The sequence below is a fragment of the Burkholderia sp. Tr-20355 genome (assembly GCF_017104685.1).
GTDB classification, from domain to species: Bacteria; Pseudomonadota; Gammaproteobacteria; order Burkholderiales; family Burkholderiaceae; genus Burkholderia; species Burkholderia seminalis.
On the sequence record NZ_JAAGPK010000048.1, the window covers coordinates 38,235 to 49,467 of the forward strand.

The following is an 11,233-nucleotide window of genomic DNA, read 5'->3' on the forward strand; positions in this document are numbered from 1 at the left end:
GGCGCCGGGCCCCGGCCGATCATCCGGCGTCCGTCACGCGTCGCGCTCGAGCCGGAACACGCTGACCGCGTCCGACAGCTGCGCGGCCTGGTCGCGCAGCGCGACGGCCGCGCGCTCGGCGTCCGAGATCAGCATCGCGTTCTGCTGCGTCGCGTCGCCGATCTGCGTGACGGCGAGGTTGACCTGCTCGATGCCGGTCGATTGCTCGCGCGACGCGGCGCTGATCTCGCCGATCAGCGTGCGGACCTGGTCGACCCGCGCGACGATCTCGCGCATCGTGCCGCGCGCGGCGTCCGCGATCCGGTAACCCTGTTCGACCGTCGTCGACGATTCGGCGCTCAGCGCGTCGATCTCCTTGACGGCGGCCGCGCTGCGCTGTGCAAGCGCGCGCACCTCGGCCGCGACCACCGCGAACCCCTTGCCGTGCTCGCCCGCACGGGCGGCCTCGACGGCCGCGTTCAGCGCGAGGATGTTGGTCTGGAACGCGATGCCTTCGATCGTACCGGTGATCTCGGCGATCCGGCGCGTCGCGCGGCCGATGTCGTCCATCGTCGCGGCCACGCGCTGCACCGCGGCGTCGCCGTTCGTCGCGGCGGCCGACGCGTCCGCGACCAGCATGTTGGCTTGCGCCGCATGCTCGGCGCTCTGCTGCACGGCGGCGGTGATCTGTTCCATGCTGGCGGCCGTCTGTTCGACGCTGCTCGCCTGCGTCGCGATCCGCGCGGCGATGTCGCCGCTGCCGGCCGCGATGCCGACCGTGCCGTGCGCGATGTCGGCCGAGCTGTTGCGTACCTGCGCGACGATCCGCGCGAGGCCGTCGCCGATGCCGTCGACCGCCTGCACGAGCCGGCCGATCTCGTCGTTGCCGGCGCTGCCGCGCGCGTGCGCGCCGTCGCGGATGCGCACGCTGAGATCGCCCGCCGCGTAGCGCTCGGAGGCGCGGGCGGCGGCTTCCAGCGGCCGGCTCACGACACGCCGCACGACGATCACGAACAGCGTCGCGAACGCCGCGACGAGCACCGCGCCGATCATCAGGAAGCGGTTGCGGGTGGCGCGCATGGCGGCGAGCAGTTCGTCGTCGAGCGCGATGCCGCCGACGAGCCACTGCCACTGCGGAATCGTCGTGAACGATACGAATTTCGCGGTCGGGCCGCTGTCGTGCGCGGCCGGGTCGGTCGACGTGTACGCGAGCCGCCCCTGGCCGGCCGCGAGCATCCGCGCATACGGCGCACGCGTGTCGTCGGCGGGTTGGCCGGCCGCATCGGGATGCACGACGAAGGTGCCGCGCGACGGGCCCTGCGACGCATCGAGCACGAAGTAGTAGCCGTTGTCGCCGATCTTCAGCGAGCGGATGCCGTCTTCGACGAGCTTGAGTTCGTTGCCGATGTCGAGGCCGACGAACAGCGCGCCGATCACGCGGCCGCTCGCGTCGGTCACCGGCTTGTACTGCGTGATGTACGGCCGGCCGAACAGCCTCGCGAGGCCGGTATAGCTGCGCCCGGCGACCAGCGGCGCATACGCGGGCCCGGCGCGGTCGAGCCGGGTGCCGACGGCGCGCGCGCCGTCCTGCTTCTTCAGCGACGTCGTGATGCGCACGAAATCGTCGCCGTCGCGCGCGAAGATCGTCGCGATCGCGCCGCTTTTCTTCAGGAACTGGTCGGGAATCGCGTAGTCGAGGTCGAGCGGCTGGCCGCCCGCGAGGAGGGTCGGCGCGGCGACGCCGCCGATGTCGACCGTGCGGGCCGCGTCGAGCGAGAAATCGGCCGGCAGGAAGCTCGCGAACAGCGTCATCGAGCGGTTCGCTTCGGCGGTCAGGGCCTTGTCGAACAGGTCGACCATCGCGCGGATCGACTGCTCCTTGTCGGCGATCCGCAGATGGGCTTCTTCAGCGAGCTGCTGGCCGGCGAAATGAGCGAGCGTCCACGCGAACACGGTAAACAGCAGGGCGACGAGCACGCACGCCAGCGCGGCCAGACGCGCGCCGACGCTCACCCGGCCCAATTGGGTCGATCTCATGAAACATCCTGAGTGGGGAGAGTGAGAGGGGCGGAACGCACGCGTCACCGCAGTCCGTAAGGAAAACGGCAGATTCGGCGAAATCTTTAGCGGGACGAAGCCGGCGGCGCCGCGAACGGGCGTTGCCGGAGGTCGGTGGCGCGCGTCGGCCGGTCAGCGGGTCAGTGCGTCACGAGCCACGCGACGGCCAGGTAGCGGCCGACTTTCGCGATCGTCACGATGACGAGAAAGGTCGGCAGCGGCTCGCGCAGCACGCCGGCGATCATCGTCAGCGGATCGCCGATGACCGGCGCCCAGCTGAGCAGCAGCGACCAGCGGCCGTAGCGCCCGTACCAGCGCTCGGCGCGCGCGAGCGCGGACGGCTTGACCGGAAACCAGCGGCGGTCGCGGAAGTGCTCGATGCCGCGCCCGAGCGCCCAGTTGATCACCGAGCCGGCGACGTTGCCGATGCTCGCGACGAGCACCAGCGCCCACACGGGTTCGCGCCCGGCGAGCAGCAGGCCCGCGAGCACGGCTTCGGACTGGAGCGGGAACAGGGTCGCGGCGACCATCGACACGGCGAACAGGCCGCCGTAAGTGAGCAATTCGGACATCGCGCGATTGTACCGGCCGAATGCCGGCCGGCCCGGATCAGGCGATCACGGGCGCACGATGCTAGGTGGCGCCGGCCGTGCCGAACAGCAGGTGCGAGATCAACGACTTGTCGACCGGTTCGTCGTTGAGCGTGCTGGCGAGCAGTTCGCCCGCGAGTTGCTGCGGCGAGAACACCATGTCGGGTTTCAGCAGGCGCAGCCGTTCGAGGTTGCGCTGCTGGTTCACGAGCGCGACCGTTCGCACCGTCGGCGCGATCTCGCGGATCGCGAGGATGACGAACGCGTTCTCGGCGTCGTCGGAGCGCAGCGCGAGCACGGCACGCGCGGTCGCCGCGCCGGCGCTTTCCAGCACCGCATGATCGGCCGCGTCGCCGACGATCAGGTCGGTCGAGGCCGCGTAGTTGTGCTCGACGCCGGCCGGCACGACGACGGTCACCGCGTAGCCGCGCTTGCGCAGCCCGTCGTGTACCGCGTGCGCAACCGGCGTCGCGCCGACGATCAGGAAATGATGCTTGCGGATCACGTTCGACAGGCCTCCCTTGACGATCCGTTTCAGATTGCCGCCGATCACGGGGCCGACGACCGCGCTGATCGATGTCGCGAACACGGTGATGCCGAGCACGATCACCGAGGCGGTGAACAGCCGCGCGGTCGGCGCGTGCGGGACGATGTCGCCGTAGCCGACCGTCGACATCGACACGATCGAGAAATAGACGGCGGTGGCGAGATCGTGGACGGGCGGCGTGAATTCGTCGCCGAGGTACAGCACGCCGAAGGTCGCGTAGATCAGCAACGACACGATGCTCAGCAACGCGAACAGGCTGCTCGCGGCGATGCTCGCGCGGTCGAAGTGCCGCCAGTAATAGAGCAGCGCGACGACCAGCACGGCCGTGTAGACGAACACCGCGTGGCTGCGATAGCCGCCGAGCATGCTGATCGCGGCGGCCGCGACCAGCAGCACGATCGACAGCACCCACGCGACGCGGGCGCGCAGCACGATGCCGATGGCCATCGTCGCGAGGCCGGCCGCGACGACGACTTGCGGCAGCACGACGAGCCCCGCGGTGTCGACGAGGTTCAGCGCATCGGCGAGCCACGCGTGATGCAGGCCGAGCCGCGCATGCTCGACGACGGGGCGCAGCACCATCAACGCATCGAGCGCGAGAAGGAGGGCGAGATACCAGTGCAGGCCGATCGGCGCGAACAGGCGCCGCAGGCGGGTAGTGACGTGCTTCATTCAGTCGCCCGGCGGCCCGGGCATGTCCAACGAACCAGCCGCTACCCTAAAGCATTCGGCGAGCGGTTGCTTTTTCGCGGGGCTCGACGGCGGCCGCGACGAAGCCGGCAGACCGGGCCGTTCAGTTCCACCCGACCATGATCGCGCCCATTCCGACGAGCAGCCCGCCCGTCACGCGGTTCATCGCGCGCATCCGCGCCGGCCGCTGCAGCGCGCGGCTCAGCCGGTGCGAGAACAGCGCCATCGACGCGACGCCGCCCGCGAACAGCAACGCGAACGTCGTCGCGAGCAGCAGGAATTGAAGGTTCAGGCTCCAGTCGGCATTCGGGCTGATGAACTGCGGAAAGAACGACGGAAAGAACAGCAGCGTTTTCGGATTCAGGCCGGAGGTCGCGACGCCGCGCCAGAACAGCGCCCGGTCGGTGTCGATGTCCTGCCGGGCGATTGCGGCTCCGGCCGCGGCATCGGTGGACGGAGCGGATGCGTTGGCCGGCGCCCGGCTGAGCCATTGCCTGGCGCCGAGCCACACGAGATACGCGGCGCCGGCCCAGCGCAGCGCGGTCAAGGCATGCGCGCTGACATGCACCAGCGAATTCAGGCACAGCGCGGTCAGCGCGAGTTGCAGCAGCACCGCGAGCGTGCCGCCCCACACGCACGGCAGCGCGCGGCGCCAGCCGGCGCGCAGCGCCTGGTTCATCGTGAGCAGGTTGACGGGACCGGGGGCGTAGATCAGGACGACGGAAGCAGCGAGGAACGACAGATAAAGCTTGAACGACATGACGGGAGTGCAGGAACAGGGCCGCGGGCACCGGCTCCGCACGCGGTCGGATAGGCGTGCGGGCGGCGGGGAATCGCATGCCTGCGGCCCGGCACCGCAACTCGTGATTGCGGCCGTGCGTCCCGCTGCGAAGGGGTGGTCGCGGGGAGCGTGCCGGGCAGCAGGCATGGTGAAAATGTATCAAGCGGCCCGGTTAAAAGGCTTCCTGTTTTCCGGCTAAACGGGCCTGAAACCGGAATCCTGTTCAGCTAGAATGCTGATTTTAAGTAGAAGATTCTTTTCATCATGGCTACCCGCGAACGCACGCCGAGAACGCTCGACAACCAGGACCGCAAGATCCTGGGCGCATTGCAGAAAAACGCGCGCCTGTCGAACGCCGAACTCGCCGAACAGATCGGCATGTCGACCACCGCCTGCTGGAACCGCACGCGGCAACTCGAACTCGACGGCTACATCGACGGGTACGTCGCGCTGGTCAACCAGCGCATGCTCGGCTACGCGGACATCGTGATCCTCGAAGTCACGCTCGATCGCCACGAGGACGACGCGCTCGCGCGTTTCGGTTCGGAGCTGGCGGCGCTGCCGGAAGTGCTCGAGGCGTATCTGGTGTCCGGCGAGTACGACTACTGGATCAAGGTCGCGGTGGACGGCACGGCCGGCTACGAGCGCTTCCTGCGCGAAAAGCTGTACCGGATTTCGAGCATCCGCCACAGCCGCTCGATGTTCGCGCTGCGCTGCATGAAGGACGTGCCTTCGATCCAGGTGTGACGGGGTGCGGACGGAGGGCGGCCGTCGTTGAAACGACGGCGCGTGCGGCTGCGGGCGGGGCGCGGAGAAAACCGCCAAAGGGCCGACACGCAACGCTTGCCGGCAGAGTCGGCAGGCGAGCGCGGAAAACGGATGAATCTTCCGGCGGCGGCGGTCCGGCGCAATCGTGCGCCGGCTATCGGCCTTGAAGCGGCCTCGAGATGACCTTCAAACGCTCGCGGCGCGGTGAGCGCGGCCGGCCGGGACGAGCCCGGCCTGTTTCCACGCCGGCACCGCCATGTTCCGATGCCCGACGCAGCGGCCGCTGGCGGCCGGTCGGCCTGCTCAGCGCGGCAGGCGCGCGTGTGCTTGCGCGATGATTTCGCAGTTCTCGAGGTGGAGCGCCCACGCTTCTGCAAGCAGCTCGCTCACACGTGCGAGCCAGCCGGTGGATTGGGTGGAACGGTTGGAGACGTTGGACGTTTGCATGACGAAGCCCCGTATAGGTGGCGAGTTAGGGATAACCCTAATCATAGCGGAGCATCACCGCCTTGTGAAATGCGATTTCGTTATATGAGAATTCCTGACACTTTATGTTGCTGCCGCGCAACATGCATGTCTGACTGCGTTTGCGTCGCGGACAGGCGTGCCGAGGCCGTCCCGGCCAGGCTTCGCGGGAAGCGGGACAAGGGAAGGCGAGCGTAGGGGAAACGGGGCGCGATTACCGGCCGATCCACCCGAACCGCCAGGACAGTCGCCGCGTCGCGGCGAGCAGCGCCTGTGCGAGGTCGCTGTCCGGCCCGCGCGGGAAGCCGCGCGACGAGCCGATGATCGCGATCACGAGCCGGATGCTGCCGGTGTGATCGAACACGGGCGCGGCGACCGTGCCGATGCCCGGCACCGGCGCGTCGAATGCGAAATCGAGTTCGTCCGCGCGAATCGCCGCGAGCCGCGCACGGAATGCGGCGTCGTCCGGCGCGGTGCGGCTGCCCGCGAGGCGCACGGGCTCGTTGGCGAGCAGGTCGGCCAGCACGTCCTCGGACATGCCGGACGCGAAGATCCGGCCGATCGCCGTATTGACGAGCGACATCACGGTGCCGACCTGCAGGCTCACGTGCTGCGGCCGTGCCGATTCCTCGAGACGGATCACGGTCGGGCCGAGCGGGCCCAGCGTCGCGCCGGCGACGCTCATGTCGGTCGCGGCGGCCAGCGCGACGATCTCGGCTTCCGCGTCGCGCGTCGGCGACACGCGCTGCATCGCGATCAGGCCGAGCGCCTGCGCGAGCGGGCCGCCGTCGAAGCAGCCGGCGTCGTCGCGGCTCAGCAGGCCGATCTTCTGCAGGCTGACGAGATGGGGGAACGCCTTCGCGGCCGGCATGCCGGCTGCCGCCGCGAGATCGCGCAACGGCAGCGCGCGGCCCGCCGACACCAGCGCGAGCAGCAGGTCGCCGGTGCTGTCGAGCGCGTTGATTCCGCGTTGCGCCTTCGCGTCGTCGGCCAGTGCCGGTGGCACGCGAGCCGGGCCCGCTGCCGGCGCGGCCAGCGGTTCGGCCTGGTTCGCCCTTTCCGCGCCGAGCGACGCGGTGGCCTGCCGCGCTGCTTCGCGCAAGGCCGTCGCAATCGGGCCGTGCCAGTCGACATCGATCGACCCGCTCGAACCGATCACCGTCAACGCAAGCTGCAGACGCCCGTGCGCGTCGAGGACGGGCACGCACATCGCGCTGACGCCGGGGCTCGGCCGGTCGATGCCGCGCTCGATGCCGCGTGCGCGGATCGCCTCGCGTTCGGCCTGCTGCACGTCCGCGTCCGGCACCGGCTGCACGCCCTCGGCGCCCGCGAGCGTCTCGCCCGCGCCGGCCTGGCTCGCCGCCATCGCGTCGAGCTGCGCGGGTTCGCCGAATGCGCGGAACACGCGGCCGGTCGCCGTCGTGTCGAGCGACATCACCGAGCCGACGTGCAGGTTCACATGCAACGGATAACCACCGTGCTCGATGCGCACGATCGTCGGGCCGAGCGCGCCCGGCACCGACAGCGCGACGCTCAGGCCCACGGCTTCGGCGAGTCGCACCGCGTGCGGCAGCGTCGCGCGGTAGGCCGGTTGACGCTCGATCGACATCAGCCCGAGCCGCAGCGACAGCGGGCCCGGCTCGTAGTTGCCGGTGATCGCGTCGCGCTTCACGAGCGCGAGCCGCGTCAGGCTGACGAGATAGGTATGCGCCTGCGCGGTCGACAGGTCGGCCGCCGCGGCCAGTTCCGACAGCCCGAGCGGCTTGCGCCGGCGTGCGAGCGCGTCGAGCAGCCGGCCGCCGACCTCGACACTCTGGATGCCGCGCTGCGCCTTGGGCGGCGCATCGTCCGCGCTGACTTCGTGGTTCTGCACGCGATGATTCTTCCTTGACGAAACCCCGCATGGTATCCGACGCCATTTATCGCGCCAGCCCGCAGGTTTACCCGTATTAGACAATAGCAAGCGACTTTGTCATTGACAAATATTCGATGCGGGAAGATGATCCGCTCACTCCCCTCAACACATGGCTCGCAGCCACGGAACGCAACATGGCCAAAGCATTCGCCTCCCAAGCCGATCTGGAAGAGAAGAAAGTCACCTGGACGAAGCTGTCCGAGAACGCCTACGCGTACACCGCCGAAGGCGACCCGAACTCGGGCGTGATCATCGGCGACGACAGCGTGCTGATCGTCGACACGACCGCGACGCCCGCGATGGCGCAGGACCTGATCGCGAAGATCCGCAGCGTGACCGACAAGCCGATCAAGCACGTGGTGCTGTCGCATTACCACGCGGTGCGCGTGCTCGGCGCGTCCGCGTATTTCGACGAAGGCGCGCAGCACGTGATCGCGAGCCGCGGCACGTACGAGATGATCGTCGAGCGCGGCGAGGCCGACATGAAGTCGGAGATCGAACGCTTCCCGCGCCTGTTCGCCGGCGTCGAGACGGTGCCGGGCCTGACCTGGCCGACGCTCGTGTTCGAGCGCGAGATCACGCTGTTCCTCGGCAAGCTCGAGGTGAAGATCATGCACGTCGGCTCGGGCCACACGAAGGGCGACACGATCGTCTGGCTGCCGTCGCAGAAGGTGCTGTTCTCGGGCGACCTCGTCGAGTACGACGCCGCGTGCTACTGCGGCGATGCGCAGCTCGAACAGTGGCCGGCCACGCTCGAGGCGCTGCGCGCGCTCGGCGCCGAGAAGCTCGTGCCGGGCCGCGGCCCCGCGCTGCTGAACCCGGCGGAGGTGAACAAGGGCCTCGACTACACGAAGGATTTCGTCACGACGCTGCTCGCGCAGGGCCGCAAGGCCGTCGAGCGCAATCTCGACCTGAAGGCGGCGATGGCGCTCACGCGCGAAGCGATGGACCCGAAGTTCGGCCACGTGTTCATCTACGAACACTGCCTGCCGTTCGACGTGTCGCGCGCCTTCGACGAAGCGAGCGGCATCGCGCATCCGCGCATCTGGACCGCGCAGCGCGACAAGGACATGTGGGCCGCGCTGCAGGACTGAGCGGCACACGACGGCGAGCGCTGACGTAGGCATCGCCGTTTCCCCGACGGTTGCGGCATCCGCGGCGGCAGTGCGCCGCGGTGCCGGCAGCCGGATCCGGCCTCACAAGAAAGCAGGGCGCACGCACGCCCTCGGAGACTGCCGCGCGCGCGAATCGCGCGGCCCGTTTGGAGAGAGACATGCCCCAATCGCTTCCCGCCGGAGCGACGCTCGCGCACGCGCGTGCGTCGGCTTCGGTATCCGAATTCAGCGACGCGCAACTGTTCCGCAAGATCGCGTGGCGGATCGTCCCGTTCCTGTTCCTCTGCTACGTCGTGTCGTTTCTCGACCGCATCAACATCGGCTTCGCGCAGTTGCAGATGAAGCACGATCTCGGCTTCAGCGATGCGATGTACGGCCTCGGCGCCGCGGTGTTCTACGTCGGCTACGTATTCTGCGAAGTGCCGAGCAACATGCTGCTCGCGCGCTTCGGCGCGCGCCGCACGTTCATGCGGATCATGCTGCTGTGGGGTCTCGCGTCGACCGGGATGATGTTCGTGTCGCAGCCGTCGCACTTCTACGTGCTGCGCTTCCTGCTCGGCGTGTTCGAAGCCGGCTTCTTCCCCGGCATCGTGCTGTACCTGACCTACTGGTTCCCGGCGAACCGGCGCGCGGCGGCGATCTCGGTGTTCTTCGCGGGCGTCGCGGTGGCCGGCGTGCTCGGCGGCCTGCTGTCGGGCTGGATCATGCGCGACATGAGCGGCGTGCTCGGGCTGCACGGCTGGCAATGGATGTTCGCGATCGAAGGCGCGCCGGCGATCCTGCTCGCGTTCGCCGCGTTCACGTTCCTGGTCGACCGGCCGCAGGACGCCGCATGGCTCACGGCCGACGACAAGGCGCGCGTCGCCGCGCTGTGCGCCGAAGGCCGCGGGCACGGCAGCGCGCACGACGGGCGCAGCGTGATGGCCGCGCTCGCGAACCCGCGCGTGTACCTGTTCGCGTTCATCTATTTTTCGCTGACTTGCGCGTCGCTGACGCTCAACTTCTGGATGCCGCTGATGATCCGCGACTTCGGCGTGACCGATGTCGTCGCGGTGAGCCTCTACACGGTCGTGCCGAACGCGGTCGGCGCGGTCGGGCTGGTGCTGATCGCGCGCCGCTCGGACCGCACCGGCGAGCGCCGCAAGCACTTCGCGTGCTGCACGATCGGCGGCGGGCTCGCGCTCGCGGCGCTGACGCTGCACCTGCACAGCTTCGCCGCGATGCTCGCGTGCCTGTCGATCGCGGCGACGCTGATCTTCGCCGCGCTGCCGATCTTCTGGGCCGTACCGACCCGCTACCTGTCGGGCAACGCGGCCGCGGCCGGGATCGCGCTGATCAGCAGCCTCGGGATCACGAGCGGCATCGTCAGCCCGTGGGTGATCGGGATGATCCGCACGCGCACCGGCAGCATGGATCTCGCCGTGTACCTGCTCGCCGCGCTGCTGGTGGCCAGCGGCGCCGCGCTGATGCTCGGCGTGAAGGGCGAAAGCGCGCCACGCGGCTGAGCACGTGACGACCGGTCGCGGCCCGCGGGCGGCGGCGGCCGGCGCTTCCTCTTCGCCCGCACCCGAATCCATCGAGGAGACGATCGATGTCAGCCCCTCTTCACGCGCACGCCGCACCGGCCGCCGCGTCCGCCGCCGGTTCGACGGATGCGGCCGACGACGATGCGCTGTACCGCCGTATCGGCCTGCGGATCGTGCCGTTCCTGTTCATCTGCTACATCGTGTCGATCCTCGATCGCAGCAACATCGGCTTCGCGCAGTTGCAGATGCGGCAGGATCTCGGCCTGACCGACGCGATGTACAGCCTCGGCGCGGTGCTGTTCTTCGTCGGCTACGTGCTGTTCGAGGTGCCGAGCAACGCGCTGCTGCGCCGCTTCGGCGCGCGCCGCACGTTCGCGCGGATCATGTGCCTGTGGGGCGCGGTGTCGGTCGCGATGATCACCGTCGACAGCGCCAGGCACTTCTACGTGCTGCGCTTCCTGCTCGGGCTGTTCGAGGCCGGGTTCTTTCCGGGCGTGGTGTTCTACCTGACGTACTGGTACCCGGCGCGGCGGCGCGCGTCGGTGCTGTCGATCTTCTACGCGGGCGTCGCGGTGGCCGGGATGGTCGGCGGGCTGCTGTCGGGCTGGCTCATGCGCGGGATGTCCGGCGTGATGGGGCTGCACGGCTGGCAATGGATGTTCGCGATCGAAGGCGCGCCCGCGATCCTGCTCGGCGTGGTCGCGTGGTTCTGGCTGTGCGACCGGCCGGAGCACGCGCGCTGGCTGTCCGACGCCGAGCGCGAGCGGCTCGCGGCGGACCTCGCCGCCGACCGCGCCCG

10 protein-coding genes are annotated in these 11,233 nt (G+C 69.3%); 4 read left to right on the forward strand and 6 right to left on the reverse strand.

All coding sequences use genetic code 11. From position 1 onward, the window contains the following. Window positions 1–33 precede the first annotated feature (33 nt). From G3N62_RS15435 to G3N62_RS15450, 4 genes are all read right to left on the reverse strand, one after another. Window positions 34–2,016 carry a methyl-accepting chemotaxis protein gene (locus tag G3N62_RS15435; RefSeq protein ID WP_059556488.1) on the reverse strand — a complete coding sequence of 661 codons (1,983 nt, stop codon included), beginning with the start codon at window positions 2,014–2,016 and terminating at the stop codon, window positions 34–36. Window positions 2,017–2,177: 161 nt separating this feature from the next. Next, the gene (locus G3N62_RS15440) at window positions 2,178–2,609 is read right to left on the reverse strand and encodes a YqaA family protein (protein ID WP_034191474.1); all 432 of its coding nucleotides are present in this window, start codon (window positions 2,607–2,609) and stop codon (window positions 2,178–2,180) included. Window positions 2,610–2,670: 61 nt separating this feature from the next. Further along, on the reverse strand, window positions 2,671–3,846 hold the full coding sequence (gene kch / locus G3N62_RS15445; protein ID WP_049031150.1) for a voltage-gated potassium channel protein: 1,176 nt from the start codon (window positions 3,844–3,846) through the stop codon (window positions 2,671–2,673). A 121-nt stretch (window positions 3,847–3,967) separates the two neighbouring features. Then, entirely contained in the window at window positions 3,968–4,624 is a 657-nt protein-coding gene (locus tag G3N62_RS15450) for a LysE family translocator (protein WP_034191472.1), read from the reverse strand. A gap of 285 nt (window positions 4,625–4,909) precedes the next feature. Between G3N62_RS15450 and G3N62_RS15455 the strand changes: the two genes are divergently transcribed. After that, complete coding sequence (locus G3N62_RS15455) at window positions 4,910–5,392, forward strand: Lrp/AsnC family transcriptional regulator (protein ID WP_034191471.1); 483 nt, start codon at window positions 4,910–4,912, stop codon at window positions 5,390–5,392. A gap of 324 nt (window positions 5,393–5,716) precedes the next feature. Here the strand turns inward: G3N62_RS15455 and G3N62_RS15460 are convergent, their stop codons facing one another. Together G3N62_RS15460 and G3N62_RS15465 are read right to left on the reverse strand one after the other, a co-directional pair. After that, window positions 5,717–5,860: a hypothetical protein gene (locus G3N62_RS15460; protein WP_167361898.1), complete on the reverse strand. Its 144-nt coding sequence runs from the start codon at window positions 5,858–5,860 to the stop codon at window positions 5,717–5,719. Between the two features lie 232 nt (window positions 5,861–6,092). Further along, complete coding sequence (locus G3N62_RS15465; protein WP_124669358.1) at window positions 6,093–7,751, reverse strand: IclR family transcriptional regulator C-terminal domain-containing protein; 1,659 nt, start codon at window positions 7,749–7,751, stop codon at window positions 6,093–6,095. 176 nt (window positions 7,752–7,927) lie between these two features. Between G3N62_RS15465 and G3N62_RS15470 the strand changes: the two genes are divergently transcribed. The 3 genes from G3N62_RS15470 to G3N62_RS15480 form a co-directional block, all read left to right on the forward strand. After that, window positions 7,928–8,887 carry an MBL fold metallo-hydrolase gene (locus G3N62_RS15470; RefSeq protein WP_006482658.1) on the forward strand — a complete coding sequence of 320 codons (960 nt, stop codon included), beginning with the start codon at window positions 7,928–7,930 and terminating at the stop codon, window positions 8,885–8,887. Between the two features lie 179 nt (window positions 8,888–9,066). Continuing rightward, window positions 9,067–10,413: an MFS transporter gene (locus tag G3N62_RS15475; protein ID WP_124669357.1), complete on the forward strand. Its 1,347-nt coding sequence runs from the start codon at window positions 9,067–9,069 to the stop codon at window positions 10,411–10,413. Between the two features lie 86 nt (window positions 10,414–10,499). Continuing rightward, the coding region (locus G3N62_RS15480) for an MFS transporter (RefSeq protein WP_206141251.1) at window positions 10,500–11,233 on the forward strand (734 nt) is incomplete at its 3' end.

What these genes read in the sequence shown, in the direction of transcription:
- G3N62_RS15435 (WP_059556488.1), bottom strand. Translation starts at nt 2,016, where the DNA reads ATGAGATCGACCCAATTGGGCCGGGTGAGCGTCGGCGCGCGTCTGGCC.
- G3N62_RS15440 (WP_034191474.1), bottom strand. Translation starts at nt 2,609, where the DNA reads ATGTCCGAATTGCTCACTTACGGCGGCCTGTTCGCCGTGTCGATGGTC.
- kch (WP_049031150.1), bottom strand. Translation starts at nt 3,846, where the DNA reads ATGAAGCACGTCACTACCCGCCTGCGGCGCCTGTTCGCGCCGATCGGC.
- G3N62_RS15450 (WP_034191472.1), bottom strand. Translation starts at nt 4,624, where the DNA reads ATGTCGTTCAAGCTTTATCTGTCGTTCCTCGCTGCTTCCGTCGTCCTG.
- G3N62_RS15455 (WP_034191471.1), top strand. Translation starts at nt 4,910, where the DNA reads ATGGCTACCCGCGAACGCACGCCGAGAACGCTCGACAACCAGGACCGC.
- G3N62_RS15460 (WP_167361898.1), bottom strand. Translation starts at nt 5,860, where the DNA reads ATGCAAACGTCCAACGTCTCCAACCGTTCCACCCAATCCACCGGCTGG.
- G3N62_RS15470 (WP_006482658.1), top strand. Translation starts at nt 7,928, where the DNA reads ATGGCCAAAGCATTCGCCTCCCAAGCCGATCTGGAAGAGAAGAAAGTC.
- G3N62_RS15475 (WP_124669357.1), top strand. Translation starts at nt 9,067, where the DNA reads ATGCCCCAATCGCTTCCCGCCGGAGCGACGCTCGCGCACGCGCGTGCG.